The organism is Bacteroides sp. AM23-12, assembly GCF_003434395.1.
Lineage (GTDB): Bacteria > Bacteroidota > Bacteroidia > Bacteroidales > Bacteroidaceae > Bacteroides > Bacteroides thetaiotaomicron.
In genome coordinates this window covers 149,954-172,659 of sequence record NZ_QTLF01000002.1, presented here as the reverse complement: position 1 = coordinate 172,659, position 22,706 = coordinate 149,954, and the positions used below count along the sequence as shown (strand labels likewise).

The following is a 22,706-nucleotide window of genomic DNA, read 5'->3' as shown; positions in this document are numbered from 1 at the left end:
TTAATTGTTCCAACCCGGGTTGTTTTCGATATTCGTTTTCCATACTTCTCCTTCCGGTATCGGGTAGAGATACATTTTCTCCGTAAATACCCGGTTCTGGGCAACTTTACGTGTATAGACAAACTTTCCGTTTTCCTTGGTAACCTCCATTCCGTAGATAGGACGTGCCAATGCTTTTTCCGCTACATTCCAGCGACGTACGTCCCATGCGCGATGATCTTCAAAAGCGAGTTCGACGGTACGTTCCTTGCGGATGAAGTTACGGCGGTCGGCAATGGTCTGAAGATCGCTGCGGTCTGTGAGTTTGGCAGTCATCCCTACACGGTCGCGGAGAGGCTGGATGGCATTCAGTACGTCGGCACGTGACCCGCCGGCTTCATTCAAGGCTTCTGCATAGTTCAATAAGATTTCCGCATAGCGGATGATAATCCAGTTACGGTAGTTGCTGCCGGTATGGTTATTGTTCAGGATCACTTCCGGAATATACTTGCGGGTATAGTATCCGGTCGGCGTTGCATTTGCATTTCCTTGCGGGTTATCCCGTTGTCCTTTGAGTACATTAATTATACCATTACCCCAATTCACACCGTTGTAGAGTACGGTAGCCGCCAGACGCGGGTCACGGTTGCTGTAAGGATCATTGCTCTTGTATCCGCTGGCATTGTTGATGGCTGGAGTGGCTGTTCCATTATAAACAGGGGCGCCGGTTTCATCATAATTGCTGAAAGGAGACTGTCCGTTCGCCATATCGTACATATCCACTAAATTCTGTGACGGGCACAAACCTCCGTTGCCGCCTTCGCCTACCGGCGTATCGTTATAGATCGCTCCCCATCCTACAGCTACATCATTACGCCAGAAGATCGTTTCATTATTTTTCTCGTCATGTGCGTTCTTCAGGATGGCGTTGGTATAGCATGTCTTCGGATCGGTATCAGTCGTGTAGAGTCCGTAGAGTGTTCCGTAATCCGTCATGAAGCTTTGCGCTGCATCGGCGGCTTGCTGCCAGCTGATACCCGATTCACTTCTGAAACGGTCGCTTGCCATGTAGAGCATGACACGTGAATACAGTGCACGTGCCATTGGCTGGCTGATACGTCCGGGGTTGCCCGATTCGGCAGAAGTAGCTTTATCCATCAATCCTTCTTCGCAATCTTTCAGTTCTTTCAGAATGAAGTCAACTACATATTCTTTCAAGGAAGGGCGGGTGGTATAGTTGCTGAGCAAGTCTCCGTCCGGATCGAGTACATCTGTAACCAGAGGGACGGGACCGTAGCGGAGAAACATTTCCCAGTAGAAATAAGCACGGAGGAAATGAGCTTCCGCCTTGTATTGTTTCACATAGGTAGCGTGTGCTTCTTCCGAGTCATCCGTAGCTTTGGGCACGTCGTCGATGTTCTTTAACAGCATATTGCATTTGCGGATACCCCGGTAATAGTGTTCCCATGTGCCGGTGAGTTCAGTGGCGGCACCGCTGGCATAATAGTTGCCGATGTTGAAACTTGTACGCGTGCCGCCGCTGGCGTAGCTGGTTTCGGCTAAGTCGGTAGCTGCATCCATCCATGAGTTGTTGATGCGGCAGGCACCGTGGCGCAGGAAGTTGTAAGTATCGAAATGGAACTCACGGGTAGTAGTCCATTGGCTGAATACCTCTTCTTCTGTCAGTTCGTTGCTGGGCTGTTTGTCCAGAAAACCACCGAATATATCTTCACAGGAAGTCAGGGCGATTCCGGCGGTTGCCAACCAAAAGGCGGTATATATGATTGTCTTTTTCATGTCTTATATCTGTTAGAATTTAATGTTTACACCAAAGTTCACTGTCTTCATAATCGGGTAACGGTTGGAACCTTCACTTTCCGGATCGCAAAGACCATCCAGTTTATCCCACGTGATGAGATTGTTTGCATTTACATAGACGCGGCATTCGTTCATGGCTACTTTTCTGATCCATCGGGCCGGAAGCGAGTAGCTTAGTTCGATATTCTTCAGACGAAGGAAGTTACCGTTTTTTAGGAAGAACGAGTTTTTACGCTGGTTATGGTCGCCGTAGCTGTCATAATGGAGCAGCGGATAACTGGCATGGGTAAGGTTGTATGCTTCCGACTGGTTGGGATTCCAGCGGTTCAGATGATGTTCTTTTACCTTACCGCCATTCACGAAAGCGTACATTGCTTCCGCATCATAATATCTGGAAACATGATCTACTCCCTGAAACATGATGCTGAATCCGATGCCTTTGTATTCGCATCCCAGAGACAAGGCGTAAGTGTTTTCGGGAACATCGCTATAGCCGATAAATGTTTCATCACGGCTATCGATAAATCCGTCTCCGTTCATATCACGGTATTTCAGGTCGCCTACCTGTACATTGCCGAAAGTAGAAACCGGAAAATCGGGATTGTTCAAGTCGGCTTGGGTTACAAAACCATCGCACACCAGACCGAAGTATTGGTTGATCGGATGACCTTCCTGTTTGCGATAAGCTGTCTTTGTGGCGGGTTCGTCCATGTTCCGGATTTCATTGCGGGCGTGTGAGAAAGTCAGACTTGCATTATAGGTAAAGTCCTTTCCGATATGGTTCGCATGTTTCAGTTCGATTTCGAAACCCTTGTTGTTGGTTTCTCCCAGATTGCCGGCAGCCATATTGACGCCAACCCATTGCGGACGGGTGAGATAAGGAGTCAGGATATCGTTTCTCTTTTCGTAGAATACGTCGATATTACCGTTCAGCAGTCCGTTCCATAAACCAAATTCCAGTCCCAGGTTGTATTTGTGAGCACGTTCCCAAGTCACTGCATAGTTAGGGTACTGGCTTTCATAGATACCGGTATATCCGGTTGTTCCGAAGTGATAGTCGTTGGTTATCTGTGTCCACACTGCCTGATACAGGAAACGTTGTTTTACGCCATTCACTTTGTATACATCGTTACCTACTTCACCATAGGATGCACGGATTTTCAGATTGTTCAGCCAGTCTTCCGTTCCTTTCATGAAAGCTTCGTTGCTGATTCTCCATCCTACGGAGAAAGAAGGGAAGAAACCGAAGCGTCTGCCTCGCATGAAGTTTTCCGAACCGTTATAGCCGAAGTTGACTTCTGCCAGGTAACGGTCGTCGTAGCCGTATGTGGCACGCCCTACCAGTCCTTGGTAGCGTTCGGCAAGGTCTGCCTGATAACGGTAGTCATTCTGGTTGTACAGTGCCATAGCGGTGATATCATGTTTCCCGAATTTGCGTGCCCAGTTCAGCTGGAATTCCATATAAAGTTTATAAGTAGTAGTCTGGTTATTGCCCAGATAAGCAAGTTCCGTATCCGTATTGAACTGGGTATAAGCGTCTATTGAATTATAATTAGTACGGTCATTCAGCTCATAAGTGGCAAAGTCGGCATTGAAAGCACGCATATAGTAAGCGTCGTAGTCGAAAGATACCATTCCTTTTGCTGCCAGCCCTTTGGTGAGCCAGTCCATCTTATAATCCACAATGAAATTTGTTTCATTGATCGTATTGGTGGAGCGGTAGAAACCGGCTTTGGCAAAACGTGCCACGATATTATTCTGGTATTGTGAGCTGCCGCTGTACAATGTCTTCTGGTCTTCACCTTCACCTACGGTATAGGATACCGGAAACAACCATCCCGGTGTATGATTCATTTCATAAAATGCCTGACTGTAAGTTCCGTCTCTCGATTCATTCGAGTTCGGTCCTCTGCGTTCTTCGAAACGTGTCCCGAAGTTGACGGAAAGAGTCAGGTCTTTGGTCATCAGGAAGTCGAGATTGGCACGGAAAGCGAAACGCTTGAAGCTGGAGTTCGACTTGTTTCCGTATTCGTCCTGGCTGAATTCCTTGAACAATCCCTGTTGGTTATAATATTCGGCAGAAGTAAAGTAACGCATACGTTTGGTACCGCCCTGTATATTGACATTGTAGCGTTGTGCCGGTGCACTGTTTCGCAAAACGGTGTCATACCAGTCTACATTCGGGTAGAGGAGGGCATCGATTCCGCTGAGTTGTCCTGCTGAGGCTCTTTTATACATTTCGATGTCGGATGCCGAATATTGAGAAGGCAGTCCGTCGTTAGCCAGCGCTTCTTCCAGCAATACAACTGAATTGTAAGAATCCAGATAAGTATCCTGGCGGGTAGGGGACTGTATTTGCCAGTTGGCGGTCAGGCTGACGGTCGGTTTCTGTTCTTTACCACGCTTCGTTGTAATCAGCATCACACCGTTTGCACCACGTACACCATATACGGCAGTAGCGGAAGCATCTTTCAACGTAGAGATCGATTCGATATCATCCGGAGCAATCTGTGAGAACTCACGTTCTACGCCGTCTACCAGAATCAATGGTTGGTTGTCTCCTGCGAAAGAAGCACGGCCACGGATATAAATCTTCATATCATCAGCCCCCGGCGCACCGGAAGTCTGAGAAGTGATTACACCCGAAATCTTACCGGCAATCGCTTGTGAAATATTGGCTGCCGGAGATTTCAACAGTTCTTTGGAAGAAACCTGCGAGATGGCACCTACCACACTTTCTTTCTTCTGCGCACCGTATCCGACCACTACGACTTCATCCAGCACTTCCGTGTCTTCCTCCATAGTGATATTCAGTTTCGTCTTGTTGGCTACTGGTATTTCCTGTGTCTTATAACCGATATAACTGATTTGTAACACGGCTTTCGGTCCGACCGTCAGTTTGAAATTACCGTCAAAGTCGGTAATGGTTCCGTTTGTAGTTCCTTTTTCAAGTATGCTTGCACCAATGGCGGCTTCGCCTTTGGTATCAACTACCCGTCCGGTGATCTGCTTGTTCTGCGCATACACCCATTGGCTGAATGTGGCGAGGCAGAGTATCAGTATAAAATTTTTCATGTATACTAAACTTTAAGGTTTAATTCTTTTTCTTTTTCATAATAGCCTGTATCTCATCGATTGTCAGTGCTTTGTTGTAGATAGCGATGTCGTCGAACATAAATCCGGGATCAGGGTCAGCCCATGTCCATGCCTGGTTTCCGCCCAATGAGATGTATTTCAAGTCTGCACCGTTGGTGAATATTCCGGAGATGGTATTGCCGTCACCGCTGCCCGATACTGTCCATGAGTTGGCGACTTCTCCGTCAATGTAGATTTTACAGGTGGTAGACGTGAGAACGGCTGTGTAAAGATGCCATTCATGATCCTTCAGCCAGTCTTCCTCACAAACGATTCCATCTGCTGCATATTCCGAGCAATAAACGGTGTTGACACCTTTCTCATTTTGTGCGGCGGTGAAGTCTGTCCATCCGTTACAGTTTATTTGGGCAAGTCCGCGGGATTGCAGGACAAACAATGGCCATATATTCTCTGATCCTGCCGACGGCTCGTTTCCGTATGCCGTGAATAGGGGAGAATAGCGATAATCGTCCGATGCTCCTGCATTCTTGGCATTCACCCATACACTAATACTCACTTCCTGAGATTCTACGGAGTGGGAAAGAGCATCCTGAGGCAACATCAGATAATTAGTGTCTTTAGAACCGGCTACATTCTGGAATATTTGTCCGAACCCTTTGTCTTCCACTGAAACTATTTTGCCCGAACCTACGATTTTTGCATCTCCGGTTCCTTCTTCAAAGGTATTGATGTAGACAGGAGTAGGCAGAGCCAATGTCTTGTCTTCCATAATCTGTTTGATCTGTTCCGGAGACAATTCTTTGTTATAGACTGCGAAGTCGTCAAACATGAATCCCGGATCGGGATCGCCCCAGTCGAACGCCTGATTTCCGCCTAAAGTGATGTATTTGTAGTTGGCACCATAAATGAATGCACCTTCAATTGTATTATTATCTCCGGTACCTGCCACCTGCCATTCGTTCTTCAGTTCGCCATCCATATATACTTTGGCGGAAGTAGCGGTGAGAGTTACTGTATAGTAATGCCACCCGTGATCGGCTAACCAGTCAGTGGCGTCATGATATAGAGCATTGGTACCATTTACATTCTGTGCATCATCAAAGTTGCACCATCCGGCATTATTCAGTTGTAATGTTCCTCTTACATACAATGCAAACATAGGCCAGTTGTCTGTATTGGCAGTACCTGCTATGCCCGGTGCCTGCCCGTGAGCACTGAATAATGGTGACCACATATAAGTGGATGAGATTCCGGCATCCTTCGCATTCACCCACATACCGATAGACATTTCTTTCGTTTCGGCAGAATGTGACATTACATCTTCCGGAAGCAACAAGTAATTCTGACGCATTCCTCCGGGGATATTCTTGAATACGGTTCCGAAGGCGCTATTATCATCTGTAACAAAGCTGCCACCGCCAATGATCTGTAGTTCGGTAGTCGTTTCGAAAGTAGCTTTATAAACAGGATCGGGCACATGTATTCCGCCACCGATATTCGGTCCCTGAGCATCGCTGTCCGAGAAAGTATTTGTCCAGATCTTCAGATCATCATAATAGGCTTCGGCTGTTTCCGTATCCGAACCATAGCCTAAATATATATAGGTCGCAGATGACAATAAATCGATCATATTGGAATAATCGAAGTCACCTACGCTCACAGCCCTTGTCTTTCCGGAACTGATGCTGGCATGGTTGTTGGTATCGTATTTCTTGGTGCCATCGATATAAATGGCGTATCCTTTCTCTGTGAAAGTCAAGGCAACATAATGCCATGTCCCGTAAGGCATTGCGTTCGTTACACTGACTTCCGGATCATTTACGTCCAGATAGCCTCCTGTGCCGGTATAGCTCAAAAAAGCATTTGCAGTGAAATACAGTTTGTTCGTTCCGTCACTGAATGAGATCAGTGCGCCTGTATGGTCTGTTTTAGTAGATTTTACGAAGAAACTAAATGAGACTCCTGTCTGGATATCTGCACCGATAAGAGGGTTGGGAATGCGGAGGTATCCGCCGTTGGCGTGCATAACTCCACTTTCTCTTTCATCATCCTGTACGATTTCCGGAATCTCCTGATCTGCACTGTATGCAAAAACTTCCCCCGATACAGGTGTTTCGCCTTCGGTGGCAGTAGAGTTGAAATCTTCGTCAAATGTAAATTCAGCTATTAATTTAGCGGAGGTATCCGGCTTTGCCGGAAGTTTTTGATTTCCTGCCGGTGGATCAGCTTCTCCCCAATCCTGACAAGAACTCATGCTGAGAACGGTAAGAATTGCCATAAGTAGTAACGGCCATTTCCTTGTCTTCATAGATATTGATATTAATGGTTCAACAATAATTCTACTCGTTGTAGTGTCGCAAAAATACAACTGATGAGTATATTAAAGGTGGACAAATGAATTTTCGAGGTGGATAAACGGTTATATAAGTGTCTTTTTTACACTTTGAGTATAATCTTGGACGGATGTCTCTTAAAATGAGCTCATTTTAAGACGAAGGGCTGCTATCATTGTTTCATAATAGCAACCCTTATATCAGTTATTCTTCGTTATTCAGCAGTGCGCTTGGTGTCACATTGAAATGTTTCGTGAAGCATCTTGTAAAATATTTGGGATCATTGAATCCTACTTCGTAGGCAACTTCCGCTATATTCATATTCTTCGTTTCCCGATTCTTCAGAATCAATTCCCGTGCGATGTTCAGTCTGTAATTCCGGATGAACTGTCCGGCGGACTGACCGATTAAGTTTTGCAGTTTTTTGTTCAGCAGGCTTTTGCTTACTCCGACGGCTTCACAAAAATCGCTGACTTCAAAATAGGAGTTCTTGTAGTTCTCTTTGATAACTTCCATTACTTGATTGAGGAACTTCTTATCACCGGATTCTTCTTCCATATTAAGTACGTCCACGTCCATATCAAGCGTAAATTTACGTTGATATCGTTTCCGGTTCTCCAGAATATTCTGAATACGGGTCAATAATAATGTCTCATCAAAAGGTTTCAGCAGATATTCGTCCACTCCCATACGATAGCTTTCCAGTCGGGCTTCTTGTGAGGTTTTGGCAGTCAGCATCAGGAAAGGAATATGCGAAATGGCAAATGTTTCCTTTACCTTTCGGGACAGTTCGATTCCGTCCATGACAGGCATCATCAAATCACTGATAATAAAGTCTATTGGATTACTATTAAGTATATGTAGTGCTTCTTCGCCATTTGCAGCTTCCAGTACATGATACTGTTCACGAAGAATAGACCGGATATATCCCCGCATATCAGCATTATCCTCCACAACCAGTATACTTAAAGCCTCTTTCTCTTTTGGAGAGCCGGAATCCTGAACAGGAGTTGCGGACGAATCGTTGTGATCAATAATGATTGTCTTTTCGTCTTTCCTTTCATTTCGTTGCAAGGGGAGGAGGATGCGGAAAGAGCATCCCGCATGACGGTTATTGAATGCTTTGATCTCTCCGCCGTGCATTTGAACAATCCGTTTGCAGAGGTATAAACCGATGCCTGTTCCTGCTTGTCCGTATACCGGATATTTCACTTGATTCTGCGACTGGTAGAAGCGGTTGAAAATCCGATTGAGGTCTTCCTCAGGGATGCCCGAACCACTGTCCTTGACGCAAATATACAGAGTCTCTTTTTCACTGTCTTTGGCGAAAAGAGCAGATAGGTAGAGAGACACAGTTCCCCCGTTAGGAGTAAACTTGATAGCGTTACTCAACAGATTGGTGACCACCTTACGCATTGCTTCCTCATCGTACAAGATCTCCGGCATTTCCATCCGGTAATAGCGTTTGAGCACAATGTTCCGCTCTTGGGCGAATACTTCAAACGGAGTGATCAGTGAATCGATAAATTTCAGAAAATTTCCCCGAGTCTTCACAATCTCCAGTTTGCCGGACTCTACCTTCCGGAAATCCATCAACTGATTGACGAGAGACAATAGATATTTGGAATTGCGTTCCACGAAGTTCAATTGCTCAATGACTTGCGGATTGTAGCTTAATTTCAACGCACGTTCGATAGGACCGATAATGAGGGTAATCGGTGTGCGGAATTCGTGGGTAATATTCGTAAAGAATGAAATCTTGTCAAGCGTCAATTCCTGTACTTTACGGGACATACGAATCAGTTGTGCCTTCTGCCTCGTGATTTTCTCATTCTGCTGAATCAGCATCTGGTTTTGGCGTGACAGCTCATCCGTTTGATTTTCTAACAGATGCTTTTGCTGTTCCAGTTCATGAGTACGTTCTTCTACCGTGCGGTGCAGATATTCTTTCTGCCGTTTCAGATTACGGATGCGCCATTGATAGAATTGCCATACACTGACAGATAACAATACGATGATGAATAGAATAAACCATACAGTCTTATAGAAATAAGGTACAATCGTAATCTTCAGTTCCGTTATGTTTTCTCCCTCGTTCTCACCATCAGGAGTGTATCTGACCTGTAGAGTATATGAACCGGGAGGTAAATTCGTATAACTGGCGAAACGACGGTTGCCCGGAACCTGTACCCATTTATCGTCAAAACCGACCAGACGATAACTGTATATGGCTGTATTGTTTGACTCAAAGTTGAGCGCTGCAAATTCGAGTGAGAAAGATTTCTCTTTTTCATGCAGTTTCAGTTCCGTCGTTATGGCAATATCTTCCGACAGGTATTCGCTGCCCGGCAATATTTCTTCATTACCTATCCGTAGACGGGTGAAACGTACTTTGGCAGCTGGAAGAGACATCGCCGGACGATTACTTTCGATTGCAACCAATCCGCCTACACTGCCGAAATAGAGTAAGTCATGAGAAGAACCACATGAGGCGTTCCAATAAAACTGTGTGTCAATCAGACCATCCTGTATGGTATAGTTAATGAAACGATTCTCTGCCTGGTGATAACAGGAGAGTCCATTATTGGTACTGATCCATAAGTTACCGTTGTTATCTTCCAGTATTCCCCGAATACTATTGTTCGGTAGTCCTTGCGCTGTGCTATAAGAGATAAACTGTTCTTTTCCTTGAGCATCGATTTTTCGTTGATAAATGCCATATCCGTTACTGCCCAGCCATAAAGTACCGTCCTTACCTTGATAAAAGCAGGTTATTTTCTCAATCAGGCGGGAGGACGGATCGTCCAGTTTGTAGTTCAGGTGCCTGTACTGGAATTCTCCTTTAGAGGAACGGGAATGCAGATCGATGATATAAACCCCTTCCAGACAACCGACCCAAAGTTTACCCTCCTTATCGATAATGGAACCGATACAGCCATGAATATTTTCAGCAGCCTTATCCGGTAACGGAGCAGTTATTTCCTTTTTTACCGGATCATAAAAATAGAGTCCTTGATTGGCGCCTATCCATATACCTTCATTAATAGGGTCATAATTCAATACTCCGATAAAGTTAATCGGAAAGCCTCCGCCGGTCTGTGAGGAAATTACCTCCAGTATCTGTCGGGGAGCTTTCAGATCAAGCAGATTGAGACCTCCTCCCCATGTACCTATCCATAAGTGATTGTCGGTATCGGCAGTCAGGGCACTGACGGAGTTGTGACTCAGTCCTCCGTGTTCACGTGTATAATGGGTGAAATCTTCGCTGTTCCGTTCTTTTCTGTTCAGTCCGCCTTCTACTGTCCCTACCCATAAGGTTCCGTATACATCTTCATAAATTGCATTAACAGGATTATAGGATAAACTTGACGGATTTTCCTTGTCATGCCGGTAGCTCCGTATCGATAGTTGCCGTGGATTCAACAGATTGATACCTCCGGTTTCCGTACCGAACCAGATATGTTCTCCATCAGTCAATATGCAATTAATAAAGTTACTGTTCAGCAGATTGGTGCCGCCATTTGGAAGGTCACAGGCTATACGTTCAAAATTATCCGTCATCGGGTTATAGATATTAATACCACGTAGTGTCGCGACGATTAATTGTTTGTCATCGGTGATAGCTAAATTTGTCAGATAATTTTGCGACAGGGAATAGGGATTGCCGGAATCATGCTCATATCGTTTTATCACATTTCCAGTTTTATTATAGCGGAATAGTCCGCGGTCACTGGAGATCCAGACTTCATTCTCTTTGCTGAGGAAATCCGAAATATAAGTTCCCGCTTCGAACTTCAGGCAGTCGGCTATGGGAGTGGTTACCAGTCTCTTTTGCGGACTTAATGCCACTTTTCGTATTTCTCCATTGTTTCCCATCCATATTTTCCCATCCTCGTCAATGTCTTTCAGAGCAATGTCCGGACCATTCAGATAGACAGGGCTGAGTGTAGACAGGATTTGCACTTCCCCTTTGTCATTGAATTCGATACGGTGAAGGGCGTTGTCGCAATGAAGCCAGATACAGCCTTGCGTATCTTTCATGATACGGGTAGCCGGTAGTTCCAGTATCTTTGGAAGTATCCCTTTCGGGTCATGGGGGATAATCGGTTTTAAAGTAGATAAGTCAATAATATCCGTTCCCCCTTCGGAGACGATCCAAAGGCGTTGGAAGGCGTCTTCACAGACATTGCGTATAAAGTTGCTTTTTAGTTTGCATTGGTGATTATTGGGAGTGTAGTTTACAAACTCATAGCCATCATAACGGGAAAGCCCGCCTCCGGCAGTCGAAATCCACATAAACCCCCGGCTGTCTTTGTACAAATCGTCGATAAAATTATGTGGAAGCCCCTCGTTCATGGTCACATACGTAATATTATAGCGGTCGGCAAACCGTTCCTGTGCCCGAACCTGTCCGGCCAGTGAACAGATACTATATATTATAAGGTATATAAGTAGGTGTTTTTTCATATATGTACGTATTAATAAGGGCAAAGTTAGAAGAATCTCTTCAATCACAAAAATGGGAAGAGCTTCTTTTCAGCAGATTATCGGATTGTCCACCAATCGTGTTCGTATGTCCACCTTTCATAGGGGAAACGGGGCGTATTTTTGTAGCATAATTGATGAACGAATACACAGATATTATGAAAAACTTGTTTTTGCCAGTTCTTTTAGTAGCAGGCAGCTTCTTTGTAAGTTGCACTTCTTCCGTGTTTACTCCGACTCCTTCTGCTAATTCTTGGGATGATAATTATTTATCAGTAGCCAAAATGGAAGATTACCGTCAATGGGGAACATACAATGTACACGATCCGTCCTGCCGGAAGCTGGGCGACTATTATTATATGTATTCTACAGATGCGATTTTCGGTGAGAACCGGAAAGAAGCGAGAGAGAAAGGCGTGCCGTTGGGATTTATCCAGATGCGCCGTTCTAAGGATTTGGTACATTGGGAATTTCTGGGATGGGCATTTCCTGAAATACCGGAAGAAGCGGTTCAATGGGTACAGTCTCATGCAGGAGGGCAGGGGGCGACCAATATCTGGGCACCGTATATCATCCCTTATAAAGATAAATACCGCCTCTACTATTGCGTATCCGCATTCGGACGTAAAACATCCTATATAGGACTTGCCGAATCAACTTCTCCCGAAGGGCCATGGACGCAGAAAGGCTGTATCGTTAAAACAGATGATTCTACCGCGATGAATGCTATCGATCCGAGCGTCATAGCAGATGAAAATACTGGTAAATGGTGGATGCATTACGGCTCCTTCTTCGGTGGTCTGTATTGCGTCGAACTGAATCCTGAAACCGGATTAGCCTTAAACGAAGGCGATTTGGGGCACCTTGTAGCACGGCGTGCCAACTATCGGAAGGACAATCTCGAAGCACCGGAAATAATCTATCATCCGGAGCTGAAACAATATTATCTTTTCACTTCCTATGATCCGCTGATGACGACTTATAATGTACGTGTCAGCCGTTCGGATGCTGCCGAAGGTCCGTTTACGGACTACTTTGGCAAGGCTGTGAAAGATACGACCAACAACTTCCCGATACTGACTGCACCATATCGTTTTGAGAACCATACCGGATGGGCGGGTACAGCGCATTGTGCCGTCTTTTCTGACGGTGAAGGAAACTATTTTATGGCACATCAGGGACGTCTGTCACCGCAAAATCAGTTAATGGTGTTACATATACGGCAGTTGTTCTTCACTCCCGAAGGCTGGCCGGTCGCTTCTCCCGAGAGATATGCAGGGACTGCTTCGCGTCAATTCAGCAAAGAAGATCTGGTCGGTGAATGGGAAATCATACGAGTGCAGGAACCGGCATACGAACGTCAGCTGGAAGCCGGACAGATCTTATGGGGAGAGGGAGAACTGAAAGAGAAGGAATGGAACTTGTCCACCCGAGTGACTTTGGTAAAAGACGGCACGTGCAAAGGGCAGATGACCGATAACGAATGGAATATAGTTCAAATGAATGGAAAATGGTCCTTTTTGACCGAAAAACATCTATTAATGGTAGATTTGAACTCGGAGAAGATTGAGAATCTGGTTATCTTTGCAGGACACGATTGGGAGAACGAAACCGAAACAATTCTCTTTACCGGACTCGATAGCCGGGGACGTTCTGTCTGGGGAAAAAGAATCAAATAACTATATATAATTTTTATTGAAAACCATGAGAAGATACACAGAATTACTGGCTGCATTAGCCTTATCTACCGGCATGGCGCTTCATGCGCAAACCAATGAAATGGTGATCCAGACTAAGAAGTTGGGTGCTGAAATCCAGCCGACAATGTACGGACTCTTTTTTGAAGACATCAATTATGCTGCCGATGGCGGACTTTATGCCGAACTGGTAAAGAACCGTTCATTCGAATTCCCTCAGCGTCTGATGGGATGGAAGACTTATGGAAAGGTGACTTTGCAGGATGACGGTCCTTTTGAACGCAATCCGCATTATGTGCGTCTTGATAATCCGGGACATGCCCACAAGCATACCGGACTGGATAATGAAGGCTTCTTCGGCATCGGGGTTAAGCAAGGTGAAGAATACCGCTTCTCTGTGTGGGCACGTCTGCCGCACGGAGGTACAGGTGAAAAGATACGTGTGGAACTTGTAGATACCAAATCTATGGGCGAACATCAGGCTTTTGCCTCTCAGACACTGACCATTGATTCCAAAGACTGGAAGAAGTATCAGGTAATCTTAAAAGCGGGTGTTACCAATCCCAAAGCAACGCTTCGTATTTTCCTTGCTTCCCAGGGTACGGTAGACTTGGAGCATATTTCCCTTTTCCCTGTCGATACTTGGAAGGGACATGAGAACGGTCTTCGCAAAGACCTTGCGCAGGCTTTGGCGGATATTCATCCGGGAGTCTTCCGTTTCCCCGGTGGTTGCATCGTTGAAGGTACGGATCTCGAAACCCGTTATGACTGGAAGAAATCCGTGGGGCCGGTAGAAAACCGTCCATTGAACGAAAATCGCTGGCAATATACCTTTACCCATCGTTTCTATCCGGATTATTATCAAAGCTACGGACTGGGATTCTATGAATATTTTCTTCTTTCTGAAGAAATGGGAGCGGCACCGCTTCCGATCCTGAACTGCGGACTTGCCTGTCAGTATCAGAACAATGAAGAAAAAGCTCACGTAGCAGTTTGCGACCTGGACAGCTATATTCAGGATGCACTCGATCTGATCGAATTTGCCAATGGAGACGTGAACACGACTTGGGGGAAAGTACGTGCCGATATGGGACATCCGGCACCTTTTAATTTGAAATATCTGGGCATCGGTAATGAACAGTGGGGAAAAGAGTATCCCGAACGTCTCGAACCGTTTATCAAGGCTCTTCGCAAGGCGCATCCGGAAATCATGATTGTAGGCAGTTCCGGCCCGAATTCCGAAGGAAAAGAATTTGATTACCTGTGGCCTGAGATGAAGCGTCTGAAAGCTGATCTGGTAGACGAACACTTCTACCGTCCCGAAAGCTGGTTCCTCAGTCAGGGAGCACGCTATGATAACTATGACCGCAAAGGACCGAAAGTATTTGCCGGCGAATATGCTTGTCACGGAAAAGGAAAGAAATGGAACCACTTCCATGCTGCCTTGCTCGAAGCAGCCTTCATGACCGGATTGGAACGTAATGCCGATATCGTACATATGGCTACTTATGCGCCGCTTTTCGCTCATGTGGAGGGATGGCAATGGCGTCCGGACATGATTTGGTTTGATAATCTTAACTCGGTGCGTACCGTAAGTTATTATGTGCAGCAGCTGTACGCACAGAACAAAGGAACGAATGTACTTCCTCTCACTATGAACAAGAAACCGGTAACAGGGGCGGAAGGACAAAACGGACTTTTTGCCAGTGCAGTCTATGATAAGGATAAGAACGAACTGATTGTCAAAGTAGCTAATACTTCCGATAAGACACAGCCTGTATCCTTGACTTTCGAAGGTCTGAAAAAGCAGGATGTATTGTCCGAAGGACGTTGCATCACTCTTAGCTCACTCGATCAGGACAAAGATAATACGCTTGAACAACCGTTTGCCATCACTCCGCAGGAGACACCGGTAACGATCAATGGTCATGCGTTAACCACCGAACTCGGACCGAACACGTTTGCAGTTTATAAATTCACGAAGAAATAAAATGAATAGCGTTAAACTAGTTATGATTTCATGCGTATTGGCAGCCTTTTCCGGGCTGTCTGCGCAGAATGACACTACTTTTGTAGCCAATGGCAATCCCATCATAAAATATAAATATACAGCCGATCCGGGTGCTATGGTGCATGACGGTAAGGTGTACATTTATGCCGGACATGATGAATGTCCTCCTCCCAAAGAACATTACCAGTTGAATGAATGGTGTGTATTCTCGTCTCCCGATATGAAAACATGGACGGAGCATCCTGTACCTTTGAAAGCCAAAGATTTCAGTTGGGCAAAAGGGGAAGCATGGGCTAGTCAGGTGATAGAACGTGACGGGAAGTTCTATTGGTATGTGACGGTGGAACACGGCACTATTCACGGAAAATCCATCGGTGTAGCCGTATCTGATTCGCCTGTCGGTCCTTTTGTGGATGCCCGTGGTTCCGCACTGATCACCAATGATATGACGACCGAATTTACCAAGATCTCTTGGGAAGATATCGATCCGACTGTTTTTATTGACGACGACGGACAGGCATATCTTTATTGGGGGAATACCCAATGCTACTATGTCAAACTGAAAAAGAATATGATCGAGCTGGATGGTCCTATCGTACCGGTTCATCTGCCCCGATATACGGAAGCTCCGTGGATACATAAGTGTGGAGACTGGTATTACCTTTCATATGCTTCTGAATTTCCGGAAAAGATATGCTACGCCATGAGCCGTAGCATTACCGGACCTTGGGAATACAAAGGCATCCTTAATGAGATAGCCGGCAATTCCAATACCAATCATCAGGCTATTATCGAGTTCAAGGGCGACTGGTATTTCATTTATCATAATGGAAGCATCAATACAGCCGGAGGCAGTTTCCGCCGTTCCGTCTGCATCGATCGTTTGTATTATAACGAGGACGGTACCATGAAACGCATTCAGATGACAACGGAAGGCGTACAATAAACAGGAAATTATAGGGTTAGGTTAGATAATAGGTTTTTAGATTTTTGTTAATTGAAAAGTAAGGGCGTCCTTCCATTCCGGAAAGACGCCCTGCTTATTTAATTCTGATGAATAATAACTTATTCTACTTTGCGTGAACCGTCACCGATTACTACATCATATACTTTCGGGCTTCTGCCGAATTTAGCTTTGAAAGCTTCTTTTGTCTTTTCAACGAAGTTGTCATACAGTTCGTTCTTGACAAGGTTGATAGTACAACCACCGAAGCCGCCACCCATTACGCGTGAACCGGTTACACCATATTCTTTAGCGCAATCGTTCAGGAAGTCAAGTTCTTCGCAGCTCACTTCGTACAATTTGCTCATACCGTGGTGAGTTTCGTACATCTTCTGACCTACTGTTTCGTAATCGTCTTTTTCCAGCGCATCGCAAACATCAAGTACGCGTTGGATTTCTTCGATTACATATTCGGCACGCATATAATCTTCAGCGCTGATATCAGCTTTCGCTTCTTCCAGCATATCCATTGTACAGTCACGCAGGAATTCTACATGCGGATGTTTTTTCTGGATAGCAGCAACAGCAGCCTCACAGCTCTGACGACGCTTGTTGTAAGCAGAAGAAGCCAGTTCGTGTTTCACTACTGAATCCATCAATACCAGACGATAACCTTCCGGATGGAATGGGAAATATTGATATTCCAGTGAACGGCAGTCCAGACGGATCAAGCTGCCAGCTTTACCGAATACAGAAGCGAACTGGTCCATGATACCGCAGTTTACACCGCAGTAGTTGTGTTCAGTAGCCTGACCTACTTTAGCCAATTCAAATTTGTCGATTTTACCTTCACCGAACAGTTCATTCAATGCGAAAGCATATGTACTTTCCAGAGCAGCAGAAGAAGACATACCTGCACCCAGAGGCACATCGCCGGAGAAAGCGGTATTGAATCCTTTCACGTCTACGCCACGTTTGATCATTTCACGGCATACACCGAAAATGTATCTTGCCCAGCTTGCACGGGGAGCATCCTCTTCGTTCAGACCAAATTCTACATAATCTTTCAGGTCGATAGAATAAGCTCTTACTTTGTCAGTGCCGTTCGGTTTGATTTCAGCAAGCATACCTTTGTCTACAGCTCCGGGGAATACGAATCCACCGTTGTAGTCAGTATGTTCGCCAATCAGGTTGATACGACCCGGAGAGGCATATATAAATCCTGTAGTTCCATCAAAATGCTTAATGAAGCGACTTCTTACGTGTTCTATATCCATGATAAATCAATTTTATAAGGTGAATAAATTAAATTCAGATTTTTTATTCTACTGGAATGTCTTTATTTACGTTCTTGCAACCTACCAGACCGTAGTACAGCAAGTAAGCCAGAGCAGCGATAATTACCCAATAGCTAGCCATGAAACCGGCTACGTCAGCTACCCATCCTTGAATTACAGGCAGGATACCTCCACCGCATACCAGTACCATAAACAGACCGGAAGCAGCAGCCAGATATTTACCCAGTCCTTCTACAGCAAGGTTGAAGATACCACCCCACATGATAGAAGTACAGAGACCAACTAATACCAAATACATAGCGTTAATGGGCACTTCTGCAAAACCGAATGACAAACCGCCAGTTGCGCTTTGTTGTAGTACAGGCAGATTCACCAATGTTCCTGTAGAAGAGAAGATAGCAAGGAATACTAAAATCAATCCCAGAGCGGATGTAAATGTAAGCATCGCTTTACTGGAAACTTTTGCACCGAGTGAAGCACCGGCCAGACGACCGATCAACATCAGGAACCAGTAAGTTCCTACTACGAAACCGGAGATTGTAGAAGCGATACCGGCACCGCCTTTTTCTACAGGGTCAGTAAGGAACAGGTTCAGAGTACCCGGTACACCTACTTCAATACCTACATATACAAAGATAGCGATAGCGCCCAATACAAAGTGACGGAACTTCAAAGCACCTTTCATCAGTGTGCTGATTGGTTCAGTTGTAGCAGCAGCGTTCGGTTCCGGAATGCGTACAAACAGGAGTACGAAGAATGCGAAAGCGAATACAGCCATTGCGGTGTACATTACAGGGAAAATCTGAGAGATAGTAGCTTTTTCGATAGATCCGGCGATCAGGATACCAACGAACATCGGAGTGATGGTAGCCATTACAGAGTTGAAAGAGCCGCCCACCTGGATAAGCTGGTTACCTTTGTTACCTTCACCACCCAGTTTGTTCAACATCGGGTTTACTACAGTGTTAAGCAAACACATAGAGAAACCTGCTACGAATGCACCAATCAAATAAACGGCAAAAGCCATCTCAGGGCTTGAATGACCGGACAGGAACTGGATACCTACGCCGATAAAACCGATAGCTACTGCGATAAGTGCTGTTTTCTTATATCCCACACGTTGCAACAAGATACCGCTGGGGATACCCATTACTGCATAAGCTATAAAGTTACCGAAGTTTCCCAGCATACCCAAAGCATTGGATACGTCGAATTGGTTCTTCAGCACAATACCCATAGGAGCTGCGAGGTTAGTAACGAATGAAATCATACCGAAAAGGAAAATCATCGTGATAATGGCAATGATTTTTCCATTCTTTTTTTCTTGTGTCATGGTTCTATTAAAAATGTTAGTTTATAAAATTAGGTTAGTTATTTTTTATCTTTTATTTTTCCACACCGAATTTGTAGATAGTCACCTGCTGGTATTCATCGCCCGGCAATAAAGTAGCCGAGGGGAAATGAGGTTTGTTCGGAGTGTCGGGGAAACATTGTGCCTCGAAGCAGATAGCGCTTCTTGCAGGGAATGTAGCACCGTGAGCACCTTCGAAACCATTCAGCCAGTTACCGGTGTAAAGTTGTACACCTGCTTCAGTTGTGTATACTTCCATGGTACGACCGCTATTCGGTTCGAAACAAGTAGCTGCCAAATCCAGTGAACCTGTTTCAATCTTGTTCAGTACGTAGCAGTGGTCGTATCCGGCACCGTTAATCAGTTGTTGGAATTTATCGTTGATACGTTCGCCTACGGTATGCGGAGTGGTGAAGTCCATTGGAGTACCTTCTACTTTGGCAACTTCTCCGGTTGGGATAGAAACTTCATCGATAGGCGTGTAGAAATTAGCGTTGATAGTAACAATATTGTTTTCGATAGTAGGAGTAGGATTGCTGATACCAGCCAGATTGAAGAAACCGTGATTGGTCAGGTTGACTACAGTAGCTTTGTCAGTTGTGGCACGATATTCGATTACCAGTGCATTTTCTTCTTCTTCCAGGCGATAAACCATTTCAACCTCCAGATTGCCGGGGAAACCTTCTTCGCCGTCGGCTGAAACATAATTGAACTGGATTATATTTTCAGCCAGTTGGTCGGCATCCCAAACGCGGGCGTGAAAACCGGTAGGTCCTCCGTGCAGGGAGTTGGGTCCGTTGTTGATGGTGAGCTCGTGCTCTTCTCCGTACAATGTGAATTTTCCTTTGGCGATGCGGTTGCCATAGCGTCCGATAGTAGTGCTGAGGAAGGGTTCCGGGCTGTTGACAACGTGGTCTATGCTGTCGTGTCCGAGGACAACGTTTGCATATTTTCCATCTTTATCCGGTACCATGATAGCGAGAATGGCGCATCCGTAATTAGTTACGGCGACTTCCATTCCCTTTTTATTTTTGAGGATAAATAAATCAGTTTCTTTATTATTTATCTCCTTTTGGAAATCTTTCCGGCTGAGCCCTGATAGATTCCCTTCCGTTGGGAATGTGTTATTCATGTCTGGTATTCTTAAAATTTTCTTGCAAATAAAGGTAAATTCTTTGTTACTCACAAATTATTCCGGCTAAATATGGTGGGTAGTTTAGGAAAGTTTAGCGTTCTCACTTAGGTTTCTGTATTTTTCATCCTTCTTTTCTTTTAAAGTGAACAATTTTTCGTATGTTTGTTCCCGGATTATTATAATCCGGGAGAATTTAATCTAAGTTTATTAACAAGAAAAACAAAAATGTATCCATTAAAATTCGAACCTATTCTGAAGCAGACGCTTTGGGGGGGCGACAAAATTATTCCGTTCAAGCATTTGAATTCAGACTTGAAAGGAGTAGGAGAAAGCTGGGAGATTTCCGGCGTAGAGGACAATGAATCTGTTGTGGCTAATGGCCCGGACAAAGGTTTAACTCTGGCTGATATGGTGAGAAAGTATCGCGAGGAACTGGTTGGCGAAGCGAATTATGCTCGTTTTGGCAATAAATTCCCACTGCTTATCAAATTCATCGATGCAAAGCAGGATTTATCCATTCAGGTGCATCCGGCAGATGATTTGGCAAAGAAAAGGCACAACTCAATGGGTAAAACCGAAATGTGGTATGTAGTGGATGCTGATAAAGGAGCGAAACTGCGTTCTGGATTTTCCGAGCAAATCACCCCGAAAGAATATAAAGAGCGCGTGCTGAACAATACGATCACTGACGTATTGCAGGAGTATGAGATCAAGCCGGGAGATGTATTCTTCCTTCCTGCCGGACGTGTGCACAGTATTGGCGCCGGTGCGTTTATTGCCGAAATCCAGCAGACTTCGGATATTACTTATCGTATCTATGACTTCAACCGTAAGGATGCAAACGGAAAGACTCGTGAATTGCATACTGACCTGGCGCGTGAAGCCATCAATTACGAAGTGTTGGATGATTATCGTACCAAATACGAAGCGGTGAAAGATGAGCCGGTAGAACTTGTAGCTTGTCCGTACTTCACTACTTCCGTGTATGATATGACCGAAGAAATCAGCTGTGATTATTCAGAACTCGATTCATTCGTGATCTTCATTTGTATGGAAGGTGCATGCAAGATAAAAGACAATGAAGGTAATGAACTGAAAGTAGGTGCCGGAGAATCTATTCTGCTTCCTGCTACAACACAGGATGTAACAATTACTCCGGAAGCTGGAAACGTAAAATTGCTGGAAACATACGTGTAAATAATAGACAATATTATTGATAAAAGTATAGACCGGGCAGGCGAGAAAAACTTTCTCGCCTGCTTTGCGTTGTAGAAAGAAAGGCGTATCGATTTTGTCTTACAGACTGACAAATTCATATATGTGATGGAATTTAAGTTGGATGGTACTGCTGAAGAAGCTATCAAACAGATTAATGAAAAGCATTATGCACTTCCTTTTGAGGCAGACGGACGCCGACTTTTCAAGATAGGTGTCAATTTTAGCTCAGAAACACGCAATATTGAGAAGTGGATAGTGGAGTAGCATCAATTCTATCCCCATTCAGTTTTATATAATTTTTTTGGAAAGGTTTTAAACTTCTGTTGCTAAATCATTTTTTTCGTCTTATCATTGTATAAATTTACTAGTGATATATATGAATAAAAATGGATTTAGCCGTTGTGCGGAGTCGTACATCGGTCGTTTACGAAAAGAGGGGCGTCATTCTACGGCCCATGTTTATACGAATGCTCTTTTTTCTTTTACCAAGTTTTGTGGCACTACCCATGTTGCTTTCCGGCAAGTCACCCGTGAACGCTTGCGCTGTTACGGGCAGTATCTTTATAGTTCCGGTCTGAAGCCGAATACGGTATCAACGTATATGCGTATGCTTCGTAGCATCTATAATAGAGGAGTGGAGTCGGGCAGAGCTCCGTATGTGCATCGTCTGTTTCATGATGTTTATACGGGAGTGGATATTTGCCAGAAGAAAGCGTTGCCTGTCGGAGAACTTAATCGCCTCCTCTATGAAGATCCCAAATCGGAACGTTTGCGTCGTACACAGGCTATCGCTGCCCTGATGTTTCAATTCTGCGGAATGTCTTTCGCTGACCTTGCTCATCTGGAGAAATCTTCGCTGGAACGGAATATCATCCGGTATAATCGTATCAAGACGAAAACTCCGATGAGTGTGGAAGTACTGGATACTGCACAGGATATAATCAGTCGGCTTCGCAACTGTCAGCCTTCTCATCCGGATTGTCCCGACTATCTGTTCAGTATCCTTCTTGGCGACAAGAAGAGAGAAGATGAAAGTGCATACCGGGAATATCAGTCCGCTCTCCGCAGGTTCAATAATCGTCTGAAGAGACTTGCAAAGGCTCTTCGGCTGACTTCTCCCGTCACTTCCTATACTATCCGTCATTCCTGGGCTACTACCGCTAAGTATCGTGGTGTTCCTATTGAGATGATCAGTGAGTCGCTGGGGCATAAGTCTATTAAGACTACTCAGATTTATCTGAAAGGTTTTGGTCTGCAGGAACGTACAGAAGTGAATCGAATGAATTTATCTTACGTGAAGAACTGTCGGATAGGACGGGTGTAAAATATTTAATAAGTTGAT

General features: G+C 44.9%; 12 protein-coding genes and 1 pseudogene. 6 read left to right on the top strand and 7 right to left on the bottom strand.

Translation table 11 applies throughout. The annotated features are described in order from the left end of the window. From DW640_RS02950 to DW640_RS02935, 4 genes are all read right to left on the bottom strand, one after another. A complete protein-coding gene (locus DW640_RS02950) occupies positions 1-1,776 on the bottom strand; it encodes a RagB/SusD family nutrient uptake outer membrane protein (RefSeq protein WP_113748568.1) in 1,776 nt (591 codons plus the stop codon). Positions 1,777-1,788: 12 nt separating this feature from the next. After that, the gene (locus DW640_RS02945; protein ID WP_117577289.1) at positions 1,789-4,872 is read right to left on the bottom strand and encodes a TonB-dependent receptor; all 3,084 of its coding nucleotides are present in this window, start codon (positions 4,870-4,872) and stop codon (positions 1,789-1,791) included. A 19-nt stretch (positions 4,873-4,891) separates the two neighbouring features. Then, positions 4,892-7,201, bottom strand: a complete 2,310-nt coding sequence (locus DW640_RS02940) for a LamG domain-containing protein (RefSeq protein WP_233525423.1) — start codon at positions 7,199-7,201, stop codon at positions 4,892-4,894. A 229-nt stretch (positions 7,202-7,430) separates the two neighbouring features. Continuing rightward, the gene (locus tag DW640_RS02935; RefSeq protein WP_117577400.1) at positions 7,431-11,693 is read right to left on the bottom strand and encodes a two-component regulator propeller domain-containing protein; all 4,263 of its coding nucleotides are present in this window, start codon (positions 11,691-11,693) and stop codon (positions 7,431-7,433) included. A 155-nt stretch (positions 11,694-11,848) separates the two neighbouring features. Between DW640_RS02935 and DW640_RS02930 the strand changes: the two genes are divergently transcribed. The 3 genes from DW640_RS02930 to DW640_RS02920 are packed head-to-tail and all read left to right on the top strand — an operon-like array spanning position 11,849 to position 16,365. Then, complete coding sequence (locus DW640_RS02930) at positions 11,849-13,390, top strand: arabinan endo-1,5-alpha-L-arabinosidase (protein ID WP_011107221.1); 1,542 nt, start codon at positions 11,849-11,851, stop codon at positions 13,388-13,390. 25 nt (positions 13,391-13,415) lie between these two features. Next, the gene (locus DW640_RS02925) at positions 13,416-15,398 is read left to right on the top strand and encodes an alpha-L-arabinofuranosidase C-terminal domain-containing protein (RefSeq protein ID WP_011107222.1); all 1,983 of its coding nucleotides are present in this window, start codon (positions 13,416-13,418) and stop codon (positions 15,396-15,398) included. Position 15,399: 1 nt separating this feature from the next. Beyond that, positions 15,400-16,365: a glycoside hydrolase family 43 protein gene (locus DW640_RS02920; protein WP_048696512.1), complete on the top strand. Its 966-nt coding sequence runs from the start codon at positions 15,400-15,402 to the stop codon at positions 16,363-16,365. A 119-nt stretch (positions 16,366-16,484) separates the two neighbouring features. On the opposite strand, the gene galK is transcribed toward DW640_RS02920, so the two are convergent. The 3 genes from galK to DW640_RS02905 are packed head-to-tail and all read right to left on the bottom strand — an operon-like array spanning position 16,485 to position 20,143. Further along, a complete protein-coding gene (gene galK / locus DW640_RS02915) occupies positions 16,485-17,639 on the bottom strand; it encodes a galactokinase (protein ID WP_074858529.1) in 1,155 nt (384 codons plus the stop codon). Between the two features lie 43 nt (positions 17,640-17,682). Next, positions 17,683-18,993 (bottom strand): sugar MFS transporter, encoded by a 1,311-nt coding sequence (locus DW640_RS02910; RefSeq protein ID WP_008760657.1) that lies wholly within the window; start codon positions 18,991-18,993, stop codon positions 17,683-17,685. Between the two features lie 52 nt (positions 18,994-19,045). Beyond that, positions 19,046-20,143, bottom strand: coding sequence for an aldose epimerase family protein (locus DW640_RS02905; protein WP_008766110.1), 1,098 nt, complete (start codon positions 20,141-20,143; stop codon positions 19,046-19,048). A gap of 228 nt (positions 20,144-20,371) precedes the next feature. Here DW640_RS02905 and DW640_RS02900 point away from each other — a divergent pair, with 228 nt between their 5' ends. The 3 genes and pseudogenes from DW640_RS02900 to DW640_RS02890 all read left to right on the top strand — a co-directional run bounded on the left by DW640_RS02900 (position 20,372) and on the right by DW640_RS02890 (position 22,688). Continuing rightward, positions 20,372-21,343 (top strand): type I phosphomannose isomerase catalytic subunit, encoded by a 972-nt coding sequence (locus tag DW640_RS02900; protein WP_008760658.1) that lies wholly within the window; start codon positions 20,372-20,374, stop codon positions 21,341-21,343. A gap of 78 nt (positions 21,344-21,421) precedes the next feature. Continuing rightward, positions 21,422-21,628 (top strand): annotated as a pseudogene (locus tag DW640_RS02895) (PD-(D/E)XK nuclease domain-containing protein); the annotation flags it as partial. A 112-nt stretch (positions 21,629-21,740) separates the two neighbouring features. Further along, positions 21,741-22,688 (top strand): tyrosine-type DNA invertase cluster 3b, encoded by a 948-nt coding sequence (locus DW640_RS02890; RefSeq protein ID WP_008766108.1) that lies wholly within the window; start codon positions 21,741-21,743, stop codon positions 22,686-22,688. The last annotated feature ends 18 nt before the right edge of the window (positions 22,689-22,706 follow it).

Coding starts and splice junctions, on each gene's coding strand:
- DW640_RS02900 (WP_008760658.1), top strand. CDS start 20,372: ATGTATCCATTAAAATTCGAACCTATTCTGAAGCAGACGCTTTGGGGG.
- DW640_RS02945 (WP_117577289.1), bottom strand. CDS start 4,872: ATGAAAAATTTTATACTGATACTCTGCCTCGCCACATTCAGCCAATGG.
- DW640_RS02910 (WP_008760657.1), bottom strand. CDS start 18,993: ATGACACAAGAAAAAAAGAATGGAAAAATCATTGCCATTATCACGATG.
- DW640_RS02930 (WP_011107221.1), top strand. CDS start 11,849: ATGAACGAATACACAGATATTATGAAAAACTTGTTTTTGCCAGTTCTT.
- DW640_RS02890 (WP_008766108.1), top strand. CDS start 21,741: ATGAATAAAAATGGATTTAGCCGTTGTGCGGAGTCGTACATCGGTCGT.
- DW640_RS02925 (WP_011107222.1), top strand. CDS start 13,416: ATGAGAAGATACACAGAATTACTGGCTGCATTAGCCTTATCTACCGGC.
- galK (WP_074858529.1), bottom strand. CDS start 17,639: ATGGATATAGAACACGTAAGAAGTCGCTTCATTAAGCATTTTGATGGA.
- DW640_RS02920 (WP_048696512.1), top strand. CDS start 15,400: ATGAATAGCGTTAAACTAGTTATGATTTCATGCGTATTGGCAGCCTTT.
- DW640_RS02935 (WP_117577400.1), bottom strand. CDS start 11,693: ATGAAAAAACACCTACTTATATACCTTATAATATATAGTATCTGTTCA.
- DW640_RS02905 (WP_008766110.1), bottom strand. CDS start 20,143: ATGAATAACACATTCCCAACGGAAGGGAATCTATCAGGGCTCAGCCGG.
- DW640_RS02950 (WP_113748568.1), bottom strand. CDS start 1,776: ATGAAAAAGACAATCATATATACCGCCTTTTGGTTGGCAACCGCCGGA.
- DW640_RS02940 (WP_233525423.1), bottom strand. CDS start 7,201: ATGAAGACAAGGAAATGGCCGTTACTACTTATGGCAATTCTTACCGTT.